Genomic DNA, 24,875 nt, shown 5'->3' with positions numbered 1-24,875 from the left:
ATTGCTCGTCGGGTGGAGGCGATCCAGGGGGATACCTCGAGTGCGGTGGGGGCGATCGGTGAGATCGCGGACATCATCGGGCGGATCAACGACTACCAGCTGACGATCGCTTCGGCGGTGGAGGAGCAGACGGCGACGACGACGGAGATGTCGCGGGGGGTGCAGGAGTCGGCGACGGGGGCCTCGGAGATCGCGGGCAACATCACCGGCATCGCGACCGCGGCGCAGGAGAGCGCGGTGACCATGCAGCGCATGAGCATCGCGGTCGACGAGCTGGCCCAGGTCTCGGTCGAGCTGCGCACCCGCGTGGCCCAGTTCCGGATCTGAGCCCCGGATGAACCCCACGACACCCACCACACCCACCCGCACGGCCGAGCCGGCCTGCGACCCGCGCTCAGGAGGCAGACCGTGATCCGGGTGCTCGTCGTCGACGACTCGGTCGTCATCCGTCGTCTGCTGACCCAGACGCTCGAACGCGACCCGGAGGTCACGGTCGTGGGCACGGCCGCCGACGGTCGGCTCGCCCTGGCCAAGGTCGAACAGCTCCACCCGGACCTCGTCACCCTCGACATCGAGATGCCGGTCCTCGACGGCATCGAGACGGTACGGGCGCTGCGTGCCGCAGGGCACCGGATGCCCGTCATCATGTTCTCGACGCTCACTGAGAAGGGGGCGCGGGCCACGCTCGACGCCCTCTCGGCAGGCGCGACGGACTACGTGACGAAGCCGAGCGGCGCCGGGTCGGTCGAGAGCGCCCTCGAACGGGTGGGCCTGGAGCTCCTCCCGAAGATCAAGGCTCTCGTCCCCGGTGCACGTCGTCCGCCCGGCGGGGCTCCCGGGGCGCGGGTGGTGGCCGAGCGCCGCGCCGCCCCCGTCCGGCCGGTCCGGGCCGTCGTGGTGGGTTCGTCGACCGGGGGGCCCGACGCCTTGCGGGCGGTCTTCTCGGCGATCCGGGTACCCCTGCCCGTCCCGGTGCTCGTGGTCCAGCACATGCCCCCCGTGTTCACGAGACAGCTGGCGCAGCGCCTCGACCGGGAGGGACCGACGACCGTCCTCGAGGCGACGGGCGACGAGGTCCTCGCGCCGGGGCACGCCTACCTCGCTCAGGGGGGCCGCCACCTGGAGATCGTCCGCGACGGATCGGTCCTGTCGACCGCGCTCACGGACACGCCGCCGGTCAACTTCACACGACCCGCGGTCGACGTGCTGTTCCGGTCCGCCGTCCGGGCGTACGGCGGCGACCTGCTCGCCCTCGTGCTGACCGGCATGGGGTCCGACGGGCGCGACGGCGCGGGCGCGGTCGCCGCGGCAGGAGGGCACGTGCTCGCGCAGGACGAGGAGTCGTCGGTCGTCTGGGGCATGCCGGGGGCAGTGGTGACCGCGGGCTACGCGCACAACGTCCTCCCGCTCGACCACGTCGCGCGCGCCGTCACGCAGGCCGTCGAGGGGAAGGCACCGTGACCGTCTCCGCCCAGTCCTTCTCGTACGTGAGCGACCTGGTCCGTCGGCACAGCGCGATCCAGCTCGCCCCCGGCAAGGAGTACCTCGTCGAGCTGCGGCTCGGACCCCTGGCCCACGAGAAGGGGCTCCTGGGGCACGACGCCGTCGACCAGTACGTGCAGCGCTACGTGCGTACCGGGTCGAGCCTGGAGATCGCGCACGTGGTCGAGGCCATGACGACCAACGAGACGTCGTGGTTCCGTGACACGGCGCCGTTCACCGCCCTGCGCGAGGTCGTCGTGCCCGCTCACGGCGGAGGCGAGCTCTCCGTCTGGTCCGCGGGCTGCTCGACGGGGCAGGAGCCGTACAGCATCGCGATGGTGCTGGCCGAGCGCGGCGACGACCGGTTCCGGATCCTCGCGACCGACATCAACGGGCAGGTCGTCGAACGTGCCCGGACCGGACGGTACAGCCGTCTCGAGGTCAGCCGAGGTCTGCCCGCCCCGATGCTCGCGCGCCACTTCCGGCGGGTCGGGGACGAGTGGGAGGTCCTTCCGTCGCTCCGGCGGAACCTGACGTTCGAGAAGCACAACCTGCTCGCTGCGCCTCCGGGCGTGGGGATGTTCGACGTGGTCTTCCTGCGCAACGTCCTCATCTACTTCGACCTGCCCACCAGGCAGTCGATCCTCGCCCGGCTCCGCAGCCGGGTGCGACCGGGCGGCTACCTCGTGCTGGGTGCCGCCGAGACCACCGTGGGCCTGGACGCCGCGTGGGAACGCGTCAACGCCACGTACGGCTCCATCTACCGACTCCGAGGAGGCAGCGCATGAGAGCGCTGGTGATCGACGACTCGCGCGTGATGCGCCGCATCGTCGCCACGACACTGAAGGGTCTCGGCTACGACATCGCCGAGGCGGGCGACGGACGAGCAGCGCTGGACCTGCTCGAGGCCGGTGAGAGGTTCGACCTGGCGTGCGTGGACTGGAACATGCCGGTGATGGACGGCCTGGAGCTCGTCCACGCGGTCCGGGCGCGCCGGGAGTGGCGCGACCTGACGCTCATGATGGTCACGACCGAGTCGGAGCAGTCCCAGATCGTGCGCGCCCTCGCTGCGGGCGCGCACGAGTACCTGATCAAACCGTTCACCCCTGATGCGCTCGAGGCGAAGCTCGACCTGCTCGGGCTGCTGCCGCAGAAGGAGCTCGCATGACCGACACCACGACCACGACGCTCGCACAGAGCGTCGTCCCGATGGCCCAGGAGCTGTTCACCGCGATGATCGACGGCGAACCCGGCCTGCTCCTGCCCGCGGAAGCACTGGACGAGCCGTTCCCCGACCCGTTGTACGCGTGGGTCGACATCGTCGTGGGACCCGCGGTGTCCCGCACCCTGGTCGTCACGGCGCGCGAGACGGCGGACCGTCTCGCGCGGTCCCTGCTCGCCATGGAGGACGACGAGCCCGTCTCGCTCGAGGACGTCCAGGACGCGCTCGGGGAGGTCGCGAACGTGGTCGGCGGCAACCTCAAGGCCATGCTGCCGGAGGGGGCGACGCTCACGCTCCCCGTCGTCGCCCAGGTGGCGCCGTCGGCGCTGCGCCCGGTCGACCACGAGCAGGCGCTGATCTGGTGGGGCGGCCCGATCCTCATCCAGCTGTGGACCTCGACGAACGGAGAAGGCCTGTGAGAGTCCTCGTTGCGGACGACAGCCGCGTCATGCGGCAGATCGTCCTGCGCACCCTGCGGCAGGCAGGCTTCGGCGACTGGGACATCGTCCAGGCCGGTGACGGGTCCGAGGCGCTCGCCCTGACGCTGTCGGAGAACCCGGACCTCGTCCTGTCGGACTGGAACATGCCGGGGCTGAACGGCATCGACGTCCTGAGGTCGCTGCGCGCGGCGGGTTCGGCCGTGCCGTTCGGCTTCGTGACCTCGGAGGGCTCGCCGCAGATGCGCGAGCTCGCCGCGAGCGAAGGGGCGCTGTTCCTCATCGCCAAGCCGTTCGACGCCGACACGTTCGAGTCGGCGCTGCGACCGCACTTCCGCTGACCTGCGACACACCACGCACCACCCACCGATCGACCTCCGGAGGAAAGACCCCGTGACCACCACGCCACTGCCCCAGCTCAAGGAGATCAAGGACCTGTACGCGGGACTGGTCGGCCGCGCGTGCACAGCGGAGCGAGCCGACCGGCACATGACCCCCGAGACGAAGGGGCTCGTCGTCGGCACGTACCTGAGCAACCGTGGCCAGGTCGAGGCCGTGGTCGCGCTCGACGTCCCCCTGGGGGCCTACCTCGGGGCGTCGATCGGGCTCATGCCGCCCGCGCCGGCGAAGGACGCCGCGGCCGACGGGAAGCTCAGCGACGTGCTGCTGGAGAACGTCTTCGAGGTCCTCAACGTCACGGCCGGCCTGTTCAACACGCAGGACGCGCCGCACCTGGTGCTCGCGGACATCTTCGACTCGACGCGCGGTGCCCTCCCGTCGGCGGCCGTGTCCTTCCTGCGGAGCACGGGCCGTCGCCTCGACGCCCAGGTGGAGATCGCCGGGTACGGCGCGGGGGCGTTCACGGTCGTCCTGCGCTAGCCGGCCCGGTCGGCCGCGGCGCCACGTGCCGCGTCCCCAGCACGACCAAGGGCCCGTCCGCGGAAGCGGGCGGGCCCTTCGTCGTCCGTGCGTGACGCGGGTGGTGCCGTGCGACCCCTGCGGCGAGCGACGCCGTCGGGCCGGAACGTCCCGGTCAGGTCGGGGACAACGTCCTGCGCAGGTCGAGGCCCTGCCCGTCGAGGATCGTCTGGATCGCGGCGCCCGTGTCCGGGTGCACGAGGACCGGGGCCATGAGGTTGACGCCGACGGTCCCCTCGCGCACGCTCGCGACCACGAGGACGACGGGCTCCTGGCCGCTCGCGCCGATGCGGTCGAGATCCGCGGCGGGGAGCGCGGGTGCGTAGTCGGGCACCCACCGGGCCGGGTCGACGACGAGCAGGTCGACGCCGGGCGAGTCGAGGGAGACGAGCGAGTAGACGCCGTCGGTCTCCTCCTCGAGCAGCTCGAAGCGGTGGGCCGTGAGGCCGGGCGGGGGAGTCACGAAGGAGATGGTCGTCATCAGCGGAGGAAGTCCATGAGAGTGGGCTGCAGGATGTTGGCACCGATGCTCAGCGTCGCCTGGTAGGCGATCACCTTGAGCTGGAGGTCGATCGCGACCTCGGCGAGGTCGACGTCCTCGATCGAGGCGCGGCGGATCTCGAGGGCGACCTGGGAACCGGCGTTGGTGTCGGTCGCACGCTCGAGCTGGTTGTGCCGTGCACCGACGGCGGAGTGCTGGGTCAGGACCGCCGACATCCGTGAGTCCACGGCGGCGAGGTGGTCCCCGACCCCCTTGTTCGCCCGCAGCTCGGTCGACAGGGTGTCGAGCAGGGCGAAGACCGAGTCCGGCCCCTCGCCGAACACCGCGGCCCCGTCGGCGTCGACCCGCACGGTCGAGTCGTCGCCGATGCGCCGTTCGACGGTCGACCCGGGCACCCCCGTGAAGGTGTAGTCGTCGCGGAACGCCACGCCCTCGTCGGACGTGCCGGCGAACACGCTGCGCCCGAGGTAGGTCGTGTTGGACTGGCGCAGCAGCTCGGAGCGCAGCTCGTCGAGCTCGACCGCGATGGCCTCGCGGCCTGCCGCGGACGTCGTGTCCGACGCACCCTGGATCACCAGGTCGCGCACGCGCTGGATGACGTCCGTGACGGTCCCGAGCGTCGAGTCGAGCGTCGTGAGCCAGCCCTCGCCGTTCTTGATGTTGCGCTCGTACTGCATCTCGTTCGCGAGCTGGTTGCGGACCGAGAGGGCGTCGGCGGTGCCCGACGGGTCGCTGGACGCCCGCACGAGCTTGCGCCCGGACGTCCCCTGCTCCTGGAGCTCGGCCATCCTCGCGAGGTTGGCCTGCATGCTCCGTTGGACGAACGAAGCCTGCATCTGGTTGGTGATGCGCACGGGGTCTCCTGGGCGGCGGGTCGGGCGGCGGGTCGGACGTGGTGGCGGGGCCGGTGGCCCCGACGGGTCACAGGCCGACGCGGCCTGTGCGGTTGATGAGCTGGTCGAGCATCTCGTCGACGGCGGTCAGGACGCGCGCCGCGCCCTGGTAGGCGTGCTGGTACTGCACGAGGTTGACGGTCTCCTCGTCGAGCGACACGGCCGAGTGGGACATCAGGTCGGTGAACGCGGCGGTCGACGCGATCGTCGCGAGCTTGGCGTCGTACGTCGACGAGCTCGACTTCACCGCGAGCTGCGCGACGTGCGTCGACCACACGGAGTCGGGACCGTCGGTCGCGACGCCCAGGCGCGAGATCTTGTCGGCGACCGACCCGTCGAGCGCGCCGCCGCCGGCCCCCACGGCCACCTGGCCGGGGTCCGTGACCGCGACCTTGATGCCCGAGGCCGGGGGCTTGCCCGCCTCGAGGACGAGGAAGTCGCCGCCCGGCGTGCCCGACGGCGTCAGGCCCGTCGCGTGCAGCGCGTTCACCTGGGTGACGATCGCCGTGGCGAGGGCGTCGTAGCCTGCGGCGGCCTGGGCGAAGACGCCGCCCGAGGAGGCCGGTGCGAGCGTCGACAGGTGACCGGCGAGCTCGCCACCCTCGAGGGCGACCGAGGCGCCGGCACGGTGCGCCCACTCGAGCTTCACGGGGTTGCCCGCCACACCGTCCATCGACTGCGAACCGGTCAGCCTGACCTCGTTGGCGGTCGTGCCGTCGACCAGCAGGTTGCCGCCCAGCAGCACGTTGACGGTGCCGTCGGGGTTGGTGCTCGCCTGCGCGCCGGAGATCAGCGCGAGGGACGTCGTGAGCTCGTTGCGGTGGTCCACGAGCTCGTTGATCGACCCGCCCTGGCCACCCTGGTCGCGGATCTGGGCGTTGAGAGCAGCGACCTTGTCCGCGATCGTGCTGACCTCGGCGACGAGCGCCTCCGCACCGGTACGGGACTGCTGCCACTGGGACGCGACCTGGGCACGACCGGAGGAGAGGCGGTCGACGAGGGCGCTGGCCTGCTCGATCACGACGCGGGCCTGGGGCTCCTTGCCGGGGGAGTTGGCGACCTCCTGCCAGCCGCTCCAGAAGGCCTGCAGGGTCGCCGAGAGCCCGGTCGCGGACGGCTCGCCGTGGACGTCCTCGACCGCCGTGAAGGCGGCAGCGCGCACCGTCGAGTAGCCCTCGCTCGACGCCGTCTGCCGCACGCGCGACTCGAGGAAGAGGTTGCCGAGCCGCGCGACACCGTCGATCCGCACCCCCTGGCCGTTGTGCACGGGCTGGGAGAAGCGCGCCATGCCCATCTCCGACACGGGGGCCACGGACGACTGCTGGACGCGCTGGCGCGTGTAGCCGGTCGTGTTGAGGTTGGCGACGTTCTGGCCGGTGACGTCGATACCGGCCTGCGCGGCGTTCAGGCCCTGGCGGGCGGTGTTGAGGATGGCGAACGAGCTCATGTGCCCGGCTCCCTAGAGGATCGTGTCGAACAGGTGGGCGACCGCGGACTGCGCCGTGGCGGCGCCGGTCGCGTCGTACGTGCGCGCCTCACCGCCGAGGGTCGCGAGAGTCTCCTGCGTCGAGCGTGAGGCGTGGTTGACGATCTGGGTGTTGGTGTCCCGGACGGTCTTGATGCGCACCGTCAGCTCGGTCAGCCCCGTGAGGTGACCTTCGAAGATCTCGCGCCACGGACCCGTGCTCGGGGCGGCGGCGGCGATCTCGCGCAGGGTCGCGTCGGGCGAGACCCCCCACGAGGACGCGACGGCCTCCGACGCGACCGTGCGCACGAGCGTCGCCTCGCGCACCTTCTCCATGACCGTCTCGACCTCACGGTTGGCGTGCGCGAGCCAGCGGGTGCGGCCGGCGGTGAGGAGCAGCTGCTCCTCCTCGAGCTTGAAGAGCAGCATCTCCAGCAGCTCGCGCTCTCGCCACAGCAGGGTCGACAGCTCCTGAGGGCCCAATGCGGCTCTCCCTTACGTGCGCGGTGGTCGGTCGGACGGCGGCTGCGAAGCCCGCTCGGAGTCCACTGTCGGCCGCCGCCGGACCGATGTGGCGACTGATGGGCACCCGATCCGCATGGGAGTCCATGACGCGGTCCCGACCGCGTGCCTCACAGCGACGTCCGTGGTCCCGGACCGGGGACGTGCGCAGCGGGGGCCCAGCAGATGCCCAGCAGAAAGGTGCTTCGGCGTGAACCTCTCCGAGCGCAACGCTCTCGTCGTCGACAACCTTGCCCTCGTCGGCTTCCTCGTGTCCGACCTGTGCGCCCGAGCGGACCACCTCTCGCGGGAGGATCTCGCGTCGGTGGGGGCGATCGCCCTGACGACGGCGGCCACGGCCTTCGACCCGGACCGTGGGGTTCCCTTCGGGGCGTACGCACGACGCCGGATCGTCGGGGCGCTCTCCGACGAGCTGCGCTCGCAGGACTGGGCTCCCCGCTCGGCGCGCAAGCGGATCAAGGAGCTCACGGTCGTCGAGGCGAGCCTGGTGTCGTCGCTGGGGCGCCCGCCCACGGACGTGCAGGTCGCGGAGGCGATGGGGGTCGCCGTCGCGGACGTGCGAGCGATCCGGGACGACGCGGGTCGTGCGATCGTCGCGGTCGACGACTCGATGTACGAGCACGTCGTGCTCGACGCGCCGAGCCCCGAGGAGCAGGTGCTCGCGACGGAGGAGAGGCACGTCGTGCGGGAGGCCGTCGCGGCGCTGCCCGAGCAGCTGCGGTACATCGTGGAGCAGGTGTACTTCGCGGGACGCACGGTCGGGGCGCTGGCGGAGGAGCTGGGGATCGGCCACTCGACCGTCTCGCACGCACGCATCGAGGCGGTCCGGCTGCTGCGCGCGGGGCTCGAGGCGCACTACTCGGACCGGGAGGCGCGTGGCTCGGCGGCACCGCTGTCCGCGCGACGCCGCGAGTACCTCGCCGAGGTGGGCGAGCGGGTCGCCGGCGGCGCGACGCGTCCGGCGGCGTGGCCCACTCCCGCGGCGTCCTGAGCGTGGCCTGACGGACCTCGTCGGCGCCCGGGACGTCCGGGTGCGCAGGAGTCCGAGAGCCGCCCGGGGGTGCAGGGCGCGAAAGAGTTCCGGAACCGCCCTCACGAGGAGCCCGACGCTGCCGAGAGTGGTGGTTGACCGGCCCATGGATGGGCTGGGGGACCATCTCTTCTCGCCCGTCTCACGGAGGACTCATCATGGGCTTCAGCGTCAACACGAACGTCTCTGCACTGAACACGTTCCGGAACCTGACGAACACGCAGAACAGCCAGAGCAAGTCGCTCGAGAAGCTGTCGTCGGGTCTGCGGATCAACCGCGCGGCGGACGACGCCGCGGGGCTGTCGATCGCCGAGGGCCTCAAGGCTCAGGTGAACGGCTACTCGGTCGCCGCGCGTAACGCGCAGGACGGCATCAGCGTCGTGCAGGCTGCGGAAGGCGCGCTCGGCGAGGCCCAGTCGATCCTGCAGCGCATGCGTGACCTGACGGTCCAGGCGGCCTCGGACACCAACAACGCCGACGCGCGCATCGCGATCGGCTCGGAGCTCGACGAGCTCGCGAACGAGCTCGACCGCATCGTCGACTCGACCAACTTCAACGGCATCAACCTGCTCACGGCCGCTGCCACGGACCTCACGGTCCAGGTCGGTGCCGAGGGCACCGGTGACGGCAACACCATCACGATCGCCCTGGCGGCGAACGACCTCCAGACGATCATCGGCGCGGGCATCTACGACGCTGCCGGTGGCACGTCGCTCGACGTCACGACGTCGGCGCTCGCCCGTACCTCGATCGAGACGATCGACACGGCGCTCAACGCCGTCTCGACCGCTCGGTCGAACTTCGGTGCGACGCAGAACCGTCTCGAGTACGCGATCTCCAACATCAACGTCGCCGCGGAGAACCTGACCTCTGCCGAGTCGCGCATCCGCGACGTCGACATGGCCAAGGAGATGATGAACTACTCGCGCACCAACATCCTGTCCCAGGCCGGCACCGCGATGCTGGCCCAGGCCAACCAGTCCAACGCCGGAGTCCTCCAGCTCCTCGGCTGAGACTGACCAGCCCCCGCCGGGTGGCGGCGTCCGCACAGGTCGCCACCCGCGAGCACGCCCGACGGCGCCGCACCGGACTCCCGGTGCGGCGCCGTCGGCCGTACCTGCCTGAGGAGGGTCGACGCCCGACCCGTCGACGGACGCGGCCAACTGGCGCCCCACGAACCCGCCCCGCGTGCCGAGAGTGGTGGTTGACCGGCCCATGGATGGGCTGGGGGACCATCTTCTCGCCCGTCTCACGGAGGACTCACCATGGGCTTCAGCGTCAACACGAACGTCTCTGCACTGAACACGTTCCGGAACCTGACCAGCACGCAGAACAGTCAGAGCAAGTCGCTCGAGAAGCTGTCGTCGGGTCTGCGGATCAACCGCGCGGCGGACGACGCCGCGGGGCTGTCGATCGCCGAGGGCCTCAAGGCTCAGGTGAACGGCTACTCGGTCGCCGCGCGCAACGCGCAGGACGGCATCAGCGTCGTGCAGGCTGCGGAAGGCGCGCTCGGTGAGGCCCAGTCGATCCTGCAGCGCATGCGTGACCTGACGGTCCAGGCGGCCTCGGACACCAACAACGCCGACGCGCGCATCGCGATCAAGTCCGAGCTCGACGAGCTCGCGAACGAGCTCGACCGCATCGTCGACTCGACCAACTTCAACGGCATCAACCTGCTCAACGCGGGTGCCAACGACCTCACGGTCCAGGTCGGTGCCGAGGGCTCCGCGGGCGGTGGCAACACCATCACGATCGCCCTGGCCGCGAACAACCTCGAGGACATCATCGAGGACACGGTCTACAAGGCGACCGCCCCCGCCGGCGGCTCCGCGCTCGACGTCACGACGTCCGCGAACGCCCGCACCGCGATCGAGACGATCGACACGGCGCTCAACGCCGTCTCGACCGCCCGCTCGGGCCTCGGTGCGACGCAGAACCGTCTCGAGTACGCGATCTCCAACATCAACGTCGCCGCGGAGAACCTGACCTCTGCGGAGTCGCGCATCCGCGACGTCGACATGGCCAAGGAGATGATGAACTACTCGCGCACCAACATCCTGTCCCAGGCCGGCACCGCGATGCTGGCCCAGGCCAACCAGTCCAACGCCGGAGTCCTCCAGCTCCTCGGCTGAGACTGACCAGCCTCCCGGCGGGTGGCGGCGTCCGCACAGGTCGCCACCCGCCGGGTGCACCTCCCGCACCTGACCCGACCTGATCCAACCGATCCAACGTCCTGGAGGAACTTCCGTGGGTATCACTCTCTCCGGTCTCACGTCGAGCGGGCTCGACGTCAAGGCCCTGGTAGCGGACCTCATGAAGGTCGAGGCGATCCCCCAGCTCCAGCTCCAGGCCAAGGTCAAGGTGCAGCGGACCGAGATCAGCGCCCTGCAGGACCTCAACACGCGTCTCGCCGCGCTCGCGAAGTCCGCCAAGGACCTCACCTCGCCCTCGGCCCTCGCCCAGTTCAAGGCGACCTCCTCGTCCGACGCCCTCTCCGTGTCGGTCAAGCCCGCGGCCGGAGCCGGCACGATCGACGTCGTCGTCGACTCGGTCGCCGCGGCCCAGAAGTCGGTGACCGCGGCCCTGAGCACCGCTCCCGGCACGCGCTTCACGATCACCGACGCGAAGGGGGCGTACACCGAGATCTCCGCGGCCTCGAGCTCGCTCGACGACGTGGTCTCCGCCGTCAACAACTCGGACGCGGGGGTCCGGGCGGTCAAGGTCGCCGCCGGTACCGATCCCGGGACCGGCGAGAAGCTCTACCGCCTGCAGCTCACGTCGGCCGAGACCGGTGCCGAGAACGCCTTCTCCTTCCACGCCGGCTCGGCGGCCGACGTGACGGCGGGCACCGCGACGAACCTCCTCACCGCGCCCGGGGCGGCGACGGTCACCGCGGCCGCCGACTCGTCGGTGCGCCTGTGGGCGGGGACGCCCGCCGAGCAGACCGTGACGTCGTCGACCGCTACCTTCGCCGACCTCCTCCCCGGTGTGGACGTGACGGTCGCCAAGGCCTCCACGACCCCGGTGACGATCACCGTGAACGAGGACGCCGAGGCACGGTCCACGACGGTCAAGGGCTTCGTGGAGTCGATCTCGGCGCTCCTGTCCCGCATCTCCGCACTGACCAAGGTCACGATCGCCGCCGACGGCTCCACGACGGGGGCGGCGCTGGCCGGCGAGTCCGTCGTCCGGTCCGCGCGCCAGACCCTCCTCGACGCGGCGACGTACCCGATCGACGGCGTCTCCCTGTCCACGATCGGGATCGAGATCACCCGCTACGGGGAGGTCACGTACGACCCCGAGAAGTTCGCGGCAGCCGTCGCCGAGGACCCCGACGCGGTCGCGGCCACGTTCACCAAGGTCGCGGCCCGCGTCGAGGGCGCAGCCAAGAGCCTGTCCGACAAGTACGACGGTCAGCTCACCACCTCGATCCAGAACCGCGAGACCAACGCGACGCGGCTCGACGAGCAGATCACCCGCTGGGACACCCGCCTCGAGCAGCGTTACAACCGCCTCAGCGCGCAGTTCACCGCCATGGAGGTTCAGCTCGCGCGGCTCGACTCCCAGCAGCAGTGGCTGACGGGGCAGCTCAACTCCCTGAGCTCGGCCTCCGGCTCCAAGCGCTGACCCTCCCCACGAAGGAACCGCAGTGACCAACCTCGCCCAGAGCGCCTACGGACGCGACGCCATCCTCACCGCGTCCCCCGCTCGCCTGCTGACCATGCTGTACGACCGGCTCGTCCTGGACCTGCGCCGGGCCGAGGCCGCACAGGGCGAGGAACGATGGAACGCGGCCTCCGAGCAGCTCCTGCACGCGCAGGCCATCGTCGCCGAGCTCATGGGATCGCTCGACACCGCGGTCTGGGACGGCGGTGACGACCTCCTGGCGGTGTACGTCTACGTGCACGAGGCCCTGGTCGCCGCGAACGTCCACCGGGACATCGCCCGCACGCACGAGGTGCTCGAGCTGGTCGTCCCGCTGCAGGAGACCTGGCGCCAGGCCGCGGAGGTGCTGCCTGCGGGGCACGGCAGCGCCGCCGTGCTCGGCGGGGGCGGTGTGACCGGTGTCGCCTGAGACGCCTGCCCCGGCGCCCACCCTCTCGACGACGGACACCCCTGCCGCGCCCACCGCGTCGGCGGTGCCCGGCGTGCTGGCCGCGACCACCGTGCTGGCGGTGGCCGCGGCCTCGCTCGCGACCACGGCGCCCTCCGCGGCTCCCTCCGAGGAGGCCGACGCGCCCTCCGCTCCCGGCGCGGGGTCCCCCGCACCCGACAGGCCCCGGGCTCCCGGCCCGGACGTGGCGGACACCCCGCTCGCCGCGTGGACCCGCGTGCTGGACGAGCTCGCGGAGCTGTCGGCAGGTGCCGGGCCCGACGCGGGCGACTCGGTGATCCGGAGGCTCGTGCGCTGGACCCCGCCGACCGACCTGGGACCGCTGCCCGCCGAGCTGGTGGACCGTGCGCTCGAGGTCCTGACCGGGCAGGCCCACGTCGTCGAGCACCTGCAGCAGGCCGTCGCGGAGAACCGTCGCCATGCGCGGGCGGTCTCCACCGTGCCCGTCGTGAGCAGCAACCCGCCCGCGGCCTACCTCGACGTCCAGGCCTGACGGGCCCCCGCACGACCGACGACGGCTGACGTGCCGCGGCCCTGCATAGGGCCCGAAGTGACACGACGACGCATCACTCGACCCGCGACCCGGGGCGAGGTGCGCGACGCACGGCGGCCGTCCGACGGCCGAGAGTACACAGTGAGCACGGACGGCTCACCACGCAGGCCATGGGACGGCCGACACCTTCGACGTGGGGATACCGCGAACGTGTTCGACTCCGTCACCTCCTTGGCGCTCCAGAGCGCGCTCGACGGGCTCTCCGCCCGCCAGCGCACGATCGCGGAGAACATCGCCAACATCAACACCCCCGGCTACACCGCCAAGCGTGTGCAGTTCGAGCAGGCGCTGGCTGCCTCGGTCGCGTCGGGCGAGGGTCGCGTGGCCTTCACGACGGCGCGCTCGGTCGAGCCGACCCAGCTCAACGGGTCGAACGTCAACCTCGACACCGAGACGCTCTCCAACATCGACACGGTGCTGCGCTACCAGTTCGCGACGCAGGCGGTCGGTGGCGAGGCGAGCTCGCTGCGCACGGCGATGAGGACGAGCTGAGATGACGTTCGACGCCCTGGGCATCGCCGGCACGGGCCTGACCGTGCACCGCAAGTGGCTCGACGCGGTGGCCGACAACCTCTCCAACGTCAACACCGTGACGTCGACCGACGACGCGGCCTTCCGGGCACGCTACATGACCGTCGCGGAGGGCGGCACGCAGACCCCTGGCGCCTACGTCGCGGGCGCCGCCTGGGGGAGCGCGGAGGGGCGGCTCACGTACGAGCCGGACCACCCGCTCGCCGACGACGACGGGTACGTGCGCTACCCGGACATCGACATGTCCGAGCAGATGGGCAGCCTCATCCTCGCCCAGCGCGGGTACCAGGCGAACGCCGCGGTCGTCGACCGCGCCAAGACGGCGTACGAAGCAGCCCTCCAGATCGGGAAGTGAACCCCATGCCTGTCTCATCCATCGAGCCCACGACCGCGACCGGCTACCTCCCGGGAGCCGAGGCGCTGTCCGCCGTGTCGGCCACGCCCTCCACCGGACGAGCGGGCGCCAGCACGTTCGCCTCCGTCCTGGGCGGCGCGATCGACGGTACCCAGCAGCTCCAGGCGACCTCGAACGAGCTCACCATCGCCGCGGTCTCGGGTGACCTGCAGGACATCCACCAGGCGACCATCGCCTCGACGCGTGCCGCGACCACCCTCGAGCTCGTCGCGACCGTGCGCAACAAGGCCGTCGACGCGTTCAACGAGATCATGAGGATGCAGGCCTGACCATGCCGGAGAAGATCAAGTCGTCGTTCGGACGCGCGTTCGGAGCCGTCCGCGACTTCACGATCGCGCAGCGCACGCTCGCGGTCCTCGCCCTCGCGATCCTGGTGGTCGCCGTGGTCGGGCTCGTGTCCTGGGTGTCCCGCCCCAGCTACGCACCCCTGTACTCGGGCATGTCGAGCGCCGACGCCTCGGCGATCGTCGACCAGCTCCGGTCGCAGGGCGTGCCGTACCAGCTGACCGACGGCGGGGCGACGGTCCTCGTGCCCGAGGAGCAGGTCTACGACCAGCGGCTCGCGGCCGCGGCCGCCGGGCTGCCCGCGGACGAGTCGACCGGCGGGTACTCGCTGCTCGACGAGATGGGCGTCACGTCGAGCGAGTTCCAGCAGGACGTGACCTACAAGCGCGCGCTCGAGGGCGAGCTGGCGCGCACGATCGGCGCGATGGACAACGTGTCGACCGCGACCGTCCAGCTCGCGATCCCCGAGGACACCGTGTTCGCCGCCCAGAAGGGCACGCCGACCGCGTCGGTGTTCGTCGCCCCGACCCGTGGCAAGTCCCTCGCGCCCGAGCAGGTCGAGGCCATGGTGCACCTGGTGTCGGCCTCGATCGACGGCATGGCTCCCACGGACGTGGCGGTCGTCGACGCGAGCGGGACGGTGCTCTCCGAGGTCGGCGTGGGAACCCGTTCGTCGGGCAAGCAGAGCTCGGAGTACGAGGCGCGCACGGCCCAGCAGGTCCAGGCGATGCTGGACCGCGTCGTCGGCGCGGGCAACTCGACCGTCGCGGTGACCGCCGAGATGGACGTCTCGACGTCCGAGCGTCTCGAGGAGACGTTCACGGCCCCGGAGAACGCCCCGGTCCTCAACGAGTCCACCACGACCGAGGAGTACAGCGGCACCGGTGCGGGCGGGGCCGGCGTCCTGGGGCCGGACAACATCGCGGTCCCGAACGGCGCGAACGGCGAGGGCAGCTACACCTCGCAGGACGCCACCCGGAACAACGCGATCGACAAGGTCACCGAGACGACCACGCGACCCGCGGGGACCCTGACGCGACAGACGGTGTCGGTCGCGCTCAACGCCGAGGCCGCGGCCGCGGGCAACACCGACGCCATCGCGAGCCTGGTCGCCGCGGCGGCGGGCATCGACCCGGAGCGAGGGGACGTGGTCGAGGTCGAGCGGCTCGCGTTCGACACGGGGGCGGCCGACGCGGCCCAGGCCGCGCTGGCCGCCGCCGAGTCCGCCGCTGCCGCCGAGCGTCAGGCGCAGACGCTGCGGACCGCGGCGGTCGTCGGGGGAGTGCTCCTGCTGCTCGTCCTGGGCCTCGTGGCCTGGTCGCGGGCACGCCGGCGCCGGGAGCGGCGCGAGACCGTCGACATCGCGGACCTCGAGCTGCGACCTGTGACCGACGACCTGTCCGAGCTCCCGCCGATGCTGGGCGGAGGGGGAGGCGGCGACGGCGTGCTCGAGCCGATGCCGGTGCGCCCGGAGATCCAGCCCCCGACACCGAGGTTCTCCGGTCTGGACCAGCGACGCGCCGAGGTCGACGCGCTCGCGGCGGCCGACCCCGACAAGACGGCCGGGTACCTGCGGGTGCTCCTGGCCGAGGACCGGGCGGTGGCGCGATGACCATCACGACGAACGCGCCGGGCACGGGCCTGCTGACCGTGGACGCACCGACGGCGGGCGGGCCGACCACCGAGACCCCCGACGTCCCCGAGCCGGCCGAGGTCCGGCTGCCGATCGAGAAGCTGCGCAAGATCGCCGGCATGTCCGGCGTCCAGAAGGTCGCGCTGATCCTCATGCAGATGAGCCAGGAGCGCGCCGCGACGGTCATGTCGCTGTTCTCCGAGGAGGAGACGGGCGAGGTCGCCGCGGAGATCATGCGGACCCAGGTCGTCGACCAGGACCTCGCGGTCGCGGCCCTCGACGAGTTCTACGAGATGGCGCTGTCCGGCAGCCCTCGTCCTCGCGGGGGCAAGGAGCTCGCGGTCGGCCTGCTGGAGGCGTCGCTCGGCGCCGACAAGGCGGCCGACGTCGTCGAGCGGCTCGTGGCGAGCATGCAGGGCAAGGCGTTCGAGTACCTGGACGGCGCCGAGCCGGGGCAGATCATCTCGCTGCTCGACGGCGAGCACCCCCAGACCGTCGCCCTCGTGCTGGCCCACCTGAGCTCGAGCGTCGCGTCGTCGGTGCTGGCCAACCTCGCCGACGATTACCGCACCGACGTCGCCCAGGCGCTGGCCACCATGGGGACGGCGTCCCCCGAGGCCGTGAAGCTCGTCTCGGACCAGTTCCGCACGCGCATGGGGGCGAGCATCGCGCCGCGACAGCCGGTCGAGATCATCGGTGGTGTCCAGCCCCTCGTGGACATCATCAACCGCTCGGACGCGGCCACGGAGAAGGCGCTCCTCGAGGGGCTCGAGGCGCGCGACCCGCAGCTCGCCGACGAGGTCCGCTCGCGCATGCTGACCTTCGAGGACATCGCGTCGTTCGAGGCGCTCGACGTCCAGATCATCCTGCGGGGTGTGGAGATGTCGGTGCTCGCGCTCGCCATGAAGGGCACGACCGCGAAGGTCGTCGAGGCCGTCACGACGAACATCTCGGCGCGCAACCGTGCCCTGCTCGACGAGGAGATCGCGGGCCTCGGAGGGGTGCGCGTGAGCCAGGTCGAGGAGGCGCGGGCGGAGATCGTCCGGGTCGTGCGCGACCTCGAGGCCGACGAGAAGATCACGATCCACCGCACGGACGGGGACGAGCTTGTCTACTGAGATGGCGTTCGTCCCGAGCGCCGTGCCCGTGCTGCACAGCTCCCGGGTCCAGGAGGTCGAGGCGGCGGCGTCCGCGCGCGGGTTCGCCGCGGGGTACGCGGCGGGGGCCCGGGCCGCCCAGGAGGGTGTCGCGCACCTGCGTGCCTCCCTGGAGGCGGAGCACGCGCGCCGTGCCGCGGAGCAGGTCGAGAGCACCCGCCGCGCTCTCGCGCTGCTGCGCGACGCGGCCCGCGCGCTCGCCGAGAGCACCGTGCCGCTGGTCGAGTCGGTGCAGGACGCCACGGTGCGGGGGGCGCTCGACCTCGCGGAGGCGGTCGTGGGGGTCCAGCTGACCGACCGCGACCGGGCGGCGCACGCGGCGCTCGCCCGGGCGACGGCAGGGGCCGAGGCCGCGGTGGTGGCCGTCAGGCTGCACCCCGACGACGTGCACCTGCTCGCCCAGGCGGGCGTCGGGGACCCCGTCCTCCTGGCCGATGCGACGCTCGGGCGGGGTGACGCCGTGGCGGACCTCGAGCACGGTTTCCTCGACGCCCGCATCGGGACCGCCGTCGCACGGGCCCGCGCGGGGCTCGCGGCGCTGTGCGACCCCGGGGCGGGGGCCACCGCATGACGACGCTCGACGTGCTCGAGGTGGCGGCGCCGTCAGCGGTGCCCGCGCCCGCGCCGTGGCGCCCTGCGCCCATCGACGACCTCGTGGCCGTCGCACGCCCCGAGCGGGTGGGCGTCGTGTCGTCCGCGGTGGGCCTGAGCGTCGAGGTGGCGGGTCTGCACTGTGCGCTGGGCGACCTGGTGCACATCGGCGAGGCGCCGCACGTCGTGGCGGCCGAGGTCGTGGCGACGTCGGAGGGGCGGGCGCGCTGCATGCCGCTGGGCCGCCTCACGGGCGTCGGAGCCGGCGCACCGGTCCGCACGAGCGGCACGGGGATCCTCGTCCCCACGGGGCGAGGCCTGTTCGGCCGGGTGATCGACGCCCTCGGCAGGCCGGTCGACGGCAAGGGGCCGGTCGTCAGCGGCGTGCGGGTACCGGTCGACAACGACGCACCGCGGGCCATGGACCGGGCCCGCATCGACACGCCGCTCCAGACGGGCGTGCGGGTGCTCGACACGCTCGTCACGCTCGGCCGGGGGCAGCGCATCGGGCTGTTCGCGGGGTCGGGCGTCGGCAAGTCGTCGCTGCTGTCGATGGTCGCCCGGGGGACGGACGCCGAGGTCTCGGTCATCGCCCTCGTGGGCGAGCGCGGTCGTGAGGTCCGCGAGTTCCTCGAGGACGACCTGGGCCCCGAGGGGCTGGCGCGCTCGGTCGTGGTCGTCGCGACGTCCGACGAGCCGGCCATGATGCGGCGCCGGGCCGCGTTCACGGCGACCCGGATCGCGGAGTCGTTCCGCGACGAGGGGGCGCACGTCGTGCTCATGATGGACTCCCTCACGCGTGTGTCCATGGCGCAGCGAGAGATCGGCCTCTCGGTCGGCGAGCCGCCCGCGACGCGCGGCTACCCGCCGTCGACGTTCTCCCTCATGGCGAACCTGCTCGAGCGCGCGGGGACGGGGGTCCGGGGCTCGGTGACGGGGATCTACACGGTCCTGGTCGACGGCGACGACCACAACGAGCCGATCGCCGACCAGGCGCGCTCGATCCTCGACGGCCACGTGGTGCTCGACCGGGCGATCGCGGTCTCGGGCCACTACCCGGCCGTGGACGCGCTCGGGTCGATCTCGCGCGTGGCGTCCCGCGTGACGACCCCCGAGCAGCGGTCGCTCGCACTGACCCTGCGCAAGGTGCTCGCGGCCCGGCGCAAGGTGCAGGACATCCTCGACATCGGTGCGTACAAGAAGGGCACCGACCCGCTCGTGGACGCGGCGCTCGCGCACGAGCGAGCGATCGACGGGTTCCTGCAGCAAGCCATGACGGACGGCACGCCGGCCGAGGAGTCCTGGTCGCGCCTCGCGCGGCTGACCGAAGCACTGATCGACGGGGAGGCGTGATGAACACGAAGTTCCGGCTCGCGGGGGTGCTGCGGTTGCGGCAGCTCGAGGAGGACGCGGCGAAGGCCCGGCTCGCTCGGGCGAACGCGGACCTCGCGCAGACCGTCGAGGAGGCGGGCGGGCTCGCTGCGTACCTCGAGGCGTCGCCCGACCACGCGTCCACGGGGGCGTCGCTCGCCGCGATCGCGGCCTCGCGGGCCGCGACGAGCGCGCTGTTCTCGGCGCTCGAGGTGGAGGCGCGCCGCAAGGCGGGCGAGATCGACGAGGCGTTCAGCGGGCTCCAGCAGGCGAGGTCGTCGCGCCTGGGGCTCGAGAAGCTCCAGGACCGCCACGACGACGACGTGTCGCGCGCCGAGGGGCGCGCCGAGCAGGCCGTGCTCGACGAGGTCGCCTCGTCGGCCTGGCGACCGACCACGGGAAGGACCGTCGGACCATGAGCATGCCCCAGGCCCTGACGCGCGTCGGGGAGATCCGGACCGAGATCGCGACGCTCCAGGACCCGACGGCGGCGCGCGCGAGCGCGGCGGCGACCACGACGGCGGGGACCGGCGGGTCGGCCGTGAGCGCGACCGACTTCGCCTCGGTGCTCGCGGCCGTCGGCGGCTCGGACGCAGCGGGGTCGTCCGACCTGGTCGGCAGCCTGCTGTCCTCCCTCACCGGGCAGGGCGCGTCGGGCGGCACGGGTGCGGGGGCCGACGGTCTCGCGGGCCTGTTCGCGTCCCTGACCGGCTCCGGTGCCGCCGGGGCGACCGGGGCCGACAGCCTTGCGGGCCTGTTCTCGTCGTTGTCCGCCGCCGTGCCCGGCGCCTCGGCGGCGCCGCCCACGCCGACGCCCACCGGGACGGCCGCCTCGGGCACGGCTGCGTCGGTCCTCGAGACCGCGAAGCAGTACCTCGGCGTGCCGTACGTGTGGGGCGGGGAGTCCCTCGCCGAGGGCGGCCTCGACTGCTCGGGGCTGGTCCAGCTCGTGTTCGGCGCGCACGGCGTCGACCTGCCGCGCGTCGCACGCGACCAGATGCGCGAGGGCACCGAGGTCGCGTCGCTCGCGCAGGCGCAGCCGGGCGACCTCATCGTCCAGCGGGGCGGCAAGCACATCGGCATCTACCTGGGCGACGGGCAGATGATCCACTCGCCCAAGCCCGGCCAGACGGTCGAGATCACCTCGGTCACGGACGCCTCCGTGACGACCATCCGCCGCGTGCTCGGCTGAGAGGCATCACATGACTGCCATCACCCCGTCCTTCGCGACCGTGCCGGCTGCCGCCTCGGCGGGCTCCCGGCGCGGTGCCGGGGACTCGTCCGGCGCGTTCGGGCGCTCGCTCGCCGCGGCCTCCGACGAGGCCGCGGCGACGACCGGGCCGCAGGAGGTGGGCGACGCGTCGTCGCCCACCGAGGTCTCGCCCGGTGTCGTGGGCATCCTGCCCGACGGCGTCGCCCACCCCGGGCTCCCGGGTCTCCCGGGGAGCGTCGCGGGCGAGGCGATCGTGGGCTCGCTCCCGGGCGGGCTCGAGGACACGGCTCAGGCGGTCCCGGAGCCCGGGCTCGGAGCCGACGCCCCGGTCGGCCCCGGTGGCGTGGAGGTCAGGGCGGACGGGCCCGGTACCGAGGGGACCGGCGGGTCGGACGGGCAGGGCGTCGTGGGCGTCCCACCCGTCCCCGTCCCTGTCGTCGGGCTGCCGGGCACGGCAGTGCTGCCGGGGTCCGACGTCCCGTCGGCCGCCGGACCCGACGGTGCACCCCTCGCCGTCGGGCTGCCCTCTGCGGGGTCGGAAGAGCAGGCCGCCGTGCCCGTGCCACCGGCCGACGAGGCAGCGCTCCTGGCGGGGTCCGGCGGGGCCGAGCAGGGCGTCGGGCAGGGGGGCGCCCCGGGCGCCCAGGGGCCGACGGCCACGACCGGGACGGGGGTGCCGGCAGACCAGGCGGCACCGGGTGCCGGGCCGACCCCGCTCGTCGCCACCGGGCAGACCGCGGGCGGGGGAGCGGGCGACCCGTCCGGGACGGCCCGGCAGCCGTCCGAAGGCTCGTCGGCGACCCCGGTCGACGGCGCGTCTCGCGGCCCGCTCCCCGCCGCTGCCCCCGCGTCGGGGACGGGGGCCGCCGCACCGGCTGCCCCCGCCCCCGAACCCCCGGGCGCGCCCGCCCAGGTCGTGCCCGTGCCCGTGCCGGTCGTGCAGACCCCGGTGAGCGCCGCCGTCGGGCAGGTGGTCCCTGCGGCTCCCGCACCCCAGGCCGCACCCACCCTCCACGCCCAGGTCTCCGGACCGGTCTTCCAGCTCGTCGGCGCGGGCGACGGCGACCACGTCCTGACGCTCTCCGTGACCCCCGAGAACCTCGGGCCCGTGACCGTCCGTGCGCACATCGCGGGCGGTGAGCTGCGGATCGAGCTCTTCGCACCGCAGGACGCCGGTCGCGAGGCCCTGCGCGCCCTCGCGGGCGAGCTCCGGCGCGACCTCGCGGGCATCGCACCGTCGGCGTCGCTGTCGGTCTCGGACGCCGACCAGGCGCCCGCCCAGGGCGGCGCCGGCCACGCCGGGCAGGACGCCGCGGGCAGGCGGGCCCCCGAGCAGCCGTGGGCCGCACGGCCCGACCTGCGCCCCGGCAACCAGCGCCTGCCCACCGACCAGACCACCCAGCCGACAGTGGACGACAGGACGCCGGGTGCCGCCCGGCGCCTCGACGTCCTCGTCTGAGAGAGGAACGACGTGCCGGTCACCCCCGTCTCCGGGGCGGTCTCCGCCCCCGTGGAGACCGCTCCCCGCGCCCAGGGCGTGCGCGCCCCCAAGCAGGAGTACGACAGCGAGCTGTTCCTGGGTCTGCTCGTGACCCAGCTCCGCAACCAGGACCCGTCCAGCTCCATGGAGACCAGCGAGATCGTCGCCCAGACGACGTCGCTCGCCATGATGGAGTCGCTCAGCGCCATGCGCACCCTCGTCGAGGAGTCCGCGCTGCAGCAGCAGGAGGCGTTCGCGCTGCAGATGCGCGACGCGGCCGCGACCCTGCTCGGCAAGGAGGTGTCCTACCTCGACGCGGACGGCGTCGAGCACACGGGCACAGCCACCGCGGTGTCCTACAAGGACGCCGTCCCCACGGTGACGATCGGCGACAAGAGCATCGCGCTCGACAAGGTCTCGGGCGTCACCGGCACGGTCAGCACGGATGCCACCGAACCCCCACCCGCCACGGACGGCGCAACCGACAGCCAGGGCGACATCGCCGCCTGACCCGAAAGGACCATCGTGCTCCGTTCCCTCAACACCGGAATCTCCGGCCTGCGCGCCCACCAGAACATGCTGGACGTGACGGGCAACAACATCGCCAACGTCAACACGACGGGCTTCAAGTCCTCGCGGACCCAGTTCCAGGACACGCTCTCGCAGCTCGTCGCCGCCGGCGTCGCCCCCGACCAGCAGGTCGGAGGCGCCAACCCCGCACAGATCGGCCTCGGCGTCACGACCGCGGCGATCACGACCCAGTTCACGCAGGGCGCGTCGCAGGCCACGGGCGTCGCGACCGACCTCATGATCGACGGCGACGGGTTCTTCGTCGTCGAGAGCGGCGGCCAGCAGCTCTACACCCGCAACGGTGCGTTCGACTTCGACGCCCTGGGCCGCCTGACCAACGCCGACGGAGCGTTCGTCCGCGGCTGGACGGCGGTGAACGGGGTCGTCAACACGAGCGGACCCCTCGACCGGCTCACGATCCCCGTGGGCGACGTCGCCCCGCCCGAGGCGACGACGAGCGTCACGCTCGGCGGCAACCTGCCGGCCGACGCCAAGGACGGCACCAAGGTCGTGCGCGACATCGAGATCTTCGACGAGCTCGGCACCTCGACCAAGATGTCGCTCGAGTTCACCGCGACGGGCGGGACGTGGTCGGTGAGCGCGCTCGACGCCGCGACCGGCACCGTCATCGGGGGACCGCAGGACCTGACCTTCACCGACGGCGCCCTCACGGGGGGCGGCTCGCTCACGGTCGCCGGCGTGGCCGTCGACCTCAGCACCGTGACGTCCTACGCAGGCCTGTCGAACCTCGCGGTCTCGGCCAAGGACGGCGCGGCGGCGGGTTCGCTCAAGTCCTACTCGGTCTCCGGGAACGGGTCGATCATCGGCACCTACTCGAACGGCAAGACCGCCGTGCTGGGGCAGGTCGCCCTCGCGACCTTCACCAACATGGGCGGCCTCGAGAAGGCGGGCGGCTCGACCTACGCCGCGACCCAGTACTCGGGCGACGTGCTCGTGGGCGGGGCCGGAGCGCAGGGCATGGGCTCCATCACGGCCGGCTACCTCGAGATGTCCAACGTGGACCTCTCGCAGGAGTTCACCAACCTCATCGTGTCCCAGCGCGGGTTCCAGGCGAACTCGCGTGTCATCACCACCTCCGACGAGGTGCTGACCGAGCTCGTCAACCTCAAGCGTTGACGCCCGTCGCGCGCGGGGCGGCGCGCGACCACTGCGGCGCCCCCGGGACCCCGTGTCCCGGGGGCGCCGTCGTGCACCGGCCGCGCGAGGGTTCAGCCACCCCCTCCGTTCACGACCGAGCGGGGCCTGCCGAGAGTACCCAGCAGCGGGTCGGGACCGGCCGCTGCGCGCCCTGCGGGCGGGCTGGCCCGGTCCGACGCCTCCCGCCGCCCTCCGACCGACCCGACCCGAAGGTGGAACCGTGATCGTTCTCACGCGCTTCAGCTCCGAGCGCATCGCGATCAACGCGGACCTCGTCGCCCGTGTCGAGACCAACCCGGACACCCGGGTCACGCTCATCGACGGCTCCCGCTACATCGTCACCGAGTCGATGGAGGACGTGATCCGGCTGGTCGAGGCGCACAAGGCGCGCGTCCTCGTGCTCGCCCAGTCCCTGCCGGTCGTCGGCGAGCGTGCACCGCTCGGCATCGTGCCCCCCAGGACCGACCCGGTGCCCGAGGACCGCGCCCCGGTCTCGGTGACACCGCTCCCCGCCCCGAGGACGAAGTAGGCCACATGGACCCCGCAACCATCATCGGAATCCTCCTCGCGTTCGGCGCGCTCGTCGCGATGGTGCTCCTCGAGGGAGCGCAGATCACGTCGATCCTGCTGCCCGCGCCGATCATCCTCGTCTTCGGTGCCAGCATCCTCGTCGCGGTCGCCTCGGGGACGGTGCGCGACGCGCTCCAGGCCGTCAAGGCGCTGCCGCGCGCGTTCACGAGCAAGCCCGCCCGCCCGGCGGACGCGATCTCGGACGTCGTGCGTGCCGCCGAGATCGTGCAGAACGACGGTGGCCTGCTCGCGCTCGAGGCCGAGTCCCAGAAGACCGACGACCCGTTCCAGCGCAGCGCCCTGCAGTCCCTGGCCGACGGCGCGGACGCCGACCAGCTGCGCACGCTCCTGGAGGAACGGATCGAGACCAAGAGCCGCGAGGACGCCGTCGCCTACGACTTCTACAACGCGATCGGCGGGTACGCGCCGACGATCGGCATCGTCGGCACCGTGGTGTCGCTGACCCACGTCCTGGAGAACCTGTCCGACCCGGCCGAGCTCGGCCACATGATCGCGGCGGCCTTCATCGCGACCCTGTGGGGCATCCTGTCCGCGAACTTCATCTGGCTGCCCATCGGTGCCAAGCTCAAGCGCATCTCCGAGCTCGAGATCCAGCGGCTCGACGTCCTGCTCGAGGGGTACATGTCGATCCAGGCCGGTGCCCGCGCCCGCGTCATCGACGAGCGCCTCAAGACCATGGTCCCGGCCTGGTCCCTGCCGACCGACAAGGCCGCCTGATGTCCGGCCGCAGGCGGGGCCGCAG

30 protein-coding genes and 1 pseudogene are annotated in these 24,875 nt (G+C 72.5%); 27 read left to right on the top strand and 4 right to left on the bottom strand.

What is annotated here, in order from left to right:
* From NHG27_RS04895 to NHG27_RS04865, 7 genes and pseudogenes are all read left to right on the top strand, one after another.
* Positions 1–327 (top strand): annotated as a pseudogene (locus tag NHG27_RS04895) (methyl-accepting chemotaxis protein); the annotation flags it as partial.
* Positions 328–408: 81 nt separating this feature from the next.
* Entirely contained in the window at positions 409–1,461 is a 1,053-nt protein-coding gene (locus NHG27_RS04890) for a protein-glutamate methylesterase/protein-glutamine glutaminase (RefSeq protein WP_497014945.1), read from the top strand.
* Complete coding sequence (locus NHG27_RS04885) at positions 1,458–2,270, top strand: CheR family methyltransferase (RefSeq protein ID WP_497014944.1); 813 nt, start codon at positions 1,458–1,460, stop codon at positions 2,268–2,270. Before NHG27_RS04890 ends, NHG27_RS04885 begins: the two co-directional genes overlap by 4 nt.
* Positions 2,267–2,650, top strand: a complete 384-nt coding sequence (locus NHG27_RS04880; protein WP_497014943.1) for a response regulator — start codon at positions 2,267–2,269, stop codon at positions 2,648–2,650. The genes NHG27_RS04885 and NHG27_RS04880 overlap by 4 nt, the downstream gene beginning before the upstream one ends.
* Entirely contained in the window at positions 2,647–3,123 is a 477-nt protein-coding gene (locus tag NHG27_RS04875; protein WP_497014942.1) for a chemotaxis protein CheX, read from the top strand. Before NHG27_RS04880 ends, NHG27_RS04875 begins: the two co-directional genes overlap by 4 nt.
* A complete protein-coding gene (locus tag NHG27_RS04870) occupies positions 3,120–3,482 on the top strand; it encodes a response regulator (protein ID WP_497014941.1) in 363 nt (120 codons plus the stop codon). Before NHG27_RS04875 ends, NHG27_RS04870 begins: the two co-directional genes overlap by 4 nt.
* A 52-nt stretch (positions 3,483–3,534) precedes the next feature.
* Positions 3,535–4,020, top strand: a complete 486-nt coding sequence (locus tag NHG27_RS04865) for a hypothetical protein (RefSeq protein WP_497014940.1) — start codon at positions 3,535–3,537, stop codon at positions 4,018–4,020.
* A gap of 154 nt (positions 4,021–4,174) precedes the next feature.
* On the opposite strand, the gene NHG27_RS04860 is transcribed toward NHG27_RS04865, so the two are convergent.
* The 4 genes from NHG27_RS04860 to NHG27_RS04845 all read right to left on the bottom strand — a co-directional run bounded on the left by NHG27_RS04860 (position 4,175) and on the right by NHG27_RS04845 (position 7,402).
* Entirely contained in the window at positions 4,175–4,540 is a 366-nt protein-coding gene (locus tag NHG27_RS04860; protein ID WP_497014939.1) for a flagellar assembly protein FliW, read from the bottom strand.
* Positions 4,540–5,415 carry a flagellar hook-associated protein FlgL gene (flgL, locus tag NHG27_RS04855; RefSeq protein ID WP_497014938.1) on the bottom strand — a complete coding sequence of 292 codons (876 nt, stop codon included), beginning with the start codon at positions 5,413–5,415 and terminating at the stop codon, positions 4,540–4,542. Before flgL ends, NHG27_RS04860 begins: the two co-directional genes overlap by 1 nt.
* 67 nt (positions 5,416–5,482) lie before the next feature.
* Positions 5,483–6,901 carry a flagellar hook-associated protein FlgK gene (gene flgK / locus NHG27_RS04850; RefSeq protein WP_497014937.1) on the bottom strand — a complete coding sequence of 473 codons (1,419 nt, stop codon included), beginning with the start codon at positions 6,899–6,901 and terminating at the stop codon, positions 5,483–5,485.
* Positions 6,902–6,913: 12 nt separating this feature from the next.
* The gene (locus NHG27_RS04845) at positions 6,914–7,402 is read right to left on the bottom strand and encodes a flagellar protein FlgN (protein WP_497014936.1); all 489 of its coding nucleotides are present in this window, start codon (positions 7,400–7,402) and stop codon (positions 6,914–6,916) included.
* A gap of 229 nt (positions 7,403–7,631) precedes the next feature.
* Between NHG27_RS04845 and NHG27_RS04840 the strand changes: the two genes are divergently transcribed.
* The 20 genes from NHG27_RS04840 to NHG27_RS04745 all read left to right on the top strand — a co-directional run bounded on the left by NHG27_RS04840 (position 7,632) and on the right by NHG27_RS04745 (position 24,850).
* Complete coding sequence (locus NHG27_RS04840) at positions 7,632–8,432, top strand: sigma-70 family RNA polymerase sigma factor (protein ID WP_497014935.1); 801 nt, start codon at positions 7,632–7,634, stop codon at positions 8,430–8,432.
* 197 nt (positions 8,433–8,629) lie between these two features.
* A complete protein-coding gene (locus NHG27_RS04835) occupies positions 8,630–9,484 on the top strand; it encodes a flagellin N-terminal helical domain-containing protein (protein ID WP_497014934.1) in 855 nt (284 codons plus the stop codon).
* A gap of 252 nt (positions 9,485–9,736) precedes the next feature.
* Positions 9,737–10,603: a flagellin N-terminal helical domain-containing protein gene (locus NHG27_RS04830; RefSeq protein WP_497014933.1), complete on the top strand. Its 867-nt coding sequence runs from the start codon at positions 9,737–9,739 to the stop codon at positions 10,601–10,603.
* Positions 10,604–10,718: 115 nt separating this feature from the next.
* The gene (gene fliD / locus NHG27_RS04825) at positions 10,719–12,098 is read left to right on the top strand and encodes a flagellar filament capping protein FliD (RefSeq protein WP_497014932.1); all 1,380 of its coding nucleotides are present in this window, start codon (positions 10,719–10,721) and stop codon (positions 12,096–12,098) included.
* A gap of 22 nt (positions 12,099–12,120) precedes the next feature.
* Positions 12,121–12,546, top strand: coding sequence for a flagellar export chaperone FliS (gene fliS / locus NHG27_RS04820; RefSeq protein ID WP_497014931.1), 426 nt, complete (start codon positions 12,121–12,123; stop codon positions 12,544–12,546).
* Positions 12,536–13,078 (top strand): hypothetical protein, encoded by a 543-nt coding sequence (locus NHG27_RS04815; RefSeq protein WP_497014930.1) that lies wholly within the window; start codon positions 12,536–12,538, stop codon positions 13,076–13,078. Before fliS ends, NHG27_RS04815 begins: the two co-directional genes overlap by 11 nt.
* A 210-nt stretch (positions 13,079–13,288) precedes the next feature.
* Complete coding sequence (locus NHG27_RS04810) at positions 13,289–13,630, top strand: flagellar basal body rod protein FlgB (protein ID WP_497014929.1); 342 nt, start codon at positions 13,289–13,291, stop codon at positions 13,628–13,630.
* 1 nt (position 13,631) lies between these two features.
* A complete protein-coding gene (locus tag NHG27_RS04805) occupies positions 13,632–14,024 on the top strand; it encodes a flagellar basal body rod protein FlgC (RefSeq protein ID WP_497014928.1) in 393 nt (130 codons plus the stop codon).
* A gap of 5 nt (positions 14,025–14,029) precedes the next feature.
* A complete protein-coding gene (gene fliE / locus NHG27_RS04800) occupies positions 14,030–14,353 on the top strand; it encodes a flagellar hook-basal body complex protein FliE (RefSeq protein ID WP_497014927.1) in 324 nt (107 codons plus the stop codon).
* Positions 14,354–14,355: 2 nt separating this feature from the next.
* Positions 14,356–15,981, top strand: coding sequence for a flagellar basal-body MS-ring/collar protein FliF (gene fliF / locus NHG27_RS04795; protein WP_497014926.1), 1,626 nt, complete (start codon positions 14,356–14,358; stop codon positions 15,979–15,981).
* A complete protein-coding gene (fliG, locus tag NHG27_RS04790) occupies positions 15,978–17,120 on the top strand; it encodes a flagellar motor switch protein FliG (protein ID WP_497014925.1) in 1,143 nt (380 codons plus the stop codon). The genes fliF and fliG overlap by 4 nt, the downstream gene beginning before the upstream one ends.
* A gap of 1 nt (position 17,121) precedes the next feature.
* The gene (locus NHG27_RS04785) at positions 17,122–17,730 is read left to right on the top strand and encodes a FliH/SctL family protein (protein WP_497014924.1); all 609 of its coding nucleotides are present in this window, start codon (positions 17,122–17,124) and stop codon (positions 17,728–17,730) included.
* Positions 17,727–19,103: a FliI/YscN family ATPase gene (locus tag NHG27_RS04780; RefSeq protein WP_497014923.1), complete on the top strand. Its 1,377-nt coding sequence runs from the start codon at positions 17,727–17,729 to the stop codon at positions 19,101–19,103. The genes NHG27_RS04785 and NHG27_RS04780 overlap by 4 nt, the downstream gene beginning before the upstream one ends.
* Positions 19,103–19,540 (top strand): flagellar export protein FliJ, encoded by a 438-nt coding sequence (locus NHG27_RS04775; protein WP_497014922.1) that lies wholly within the window; start codon positions 19,103–19,105, stop codon positions 19,538–19,540. The genes NHG27_RS04780 and NHG27_RS04775 overlap by 1 nt, the downstream gene beginning before the upstream one ends.
* On the top strand, positions 19,537–20,313 hold the full coding sequence (locus NHG27_RS04770) for a C40 family peptidase (RefSeq protein ID WP_497014921.1): 777 nt from the start codon (positions 19,537–19,539) through the stop codon (positions 20,311–20,313). Before NHG27_RS04775 ends, NHG27_RS04770 begins: the two co-directional genes overlap by 4 nt.
* A 10-nt stretch (positions 20,314–20,323) precedes the next feature.
* On the top strand, positions 20,324–21,793 hold the full coding sequence (locus tag NHG27_RS04765) for a flagellar hook-length control protein FliK (RefSeq protein WP_497014920.1): 1,470 nt from the start codon (positions 20,324–20,326) through the stop codon (positions 21,791–21,793).
* A gap of 12 nt (positions 21,794–21,805) precedes the next feature.
* Positions 21,806–22,324 carry a flagellar hook assembly protein FlgD gene (locus tag NHG27_RS04760; RefSeq protein ID WP_497014919.1) on the top strand — a complete coding sequence of 173 codons (519 nt, stop codon included), beginning with the start codon at positions 21,806–21,808 and terminating at the stop codon, positions 22,322–22,324.
* Positions 22,325–22,339: 15 nt separating this feature from the next.
* Complete coding sequence (locus NHG27_RS04755) at positions 22,340–23,521, top strand: flagellar hook protein FlgE (RefSeq protein WP_497014918.1); 1,182 nt, start codon at positions 22,340–22,342, stop codon at positions 23,519–23,521.
* Between the two features lie 241 nt (positions 23,522–23,762).
* Positions 23,763–24,071 (top strand): flagellar FlbD family protein, encoded by a 309-nt coding sequence (locus tag NHG27_RS04750; protein ID WP_497014917.1) that lies wholly within the window; start codon positions 23,763–23,765, stop codon positions 24,069–24,071.
* A 5-nt stretch (positions 24,072–24,076) separates the two neighbouring features.
* A complete protein-coding gene (locus NHG27_RS04745) occupies positions 24,077–24,850 on the top strand; it encodes a motility protein A (RefSeq protein ID WP_497014916.1) in 774 nt (257 codons plus the stop codon).
* The last annotated feature ends 25 nt before the right edge of the window (positions 24,851–24,875 follow it).

The organism is Oerskovia sp. 140933 (genome assembly GCF_059651515.1).
The sequence above is the reverse complement of the archived record's forward strand: the minus strand, read 5'-3'. Positions and strand labels throughout refer to the sequence as shown.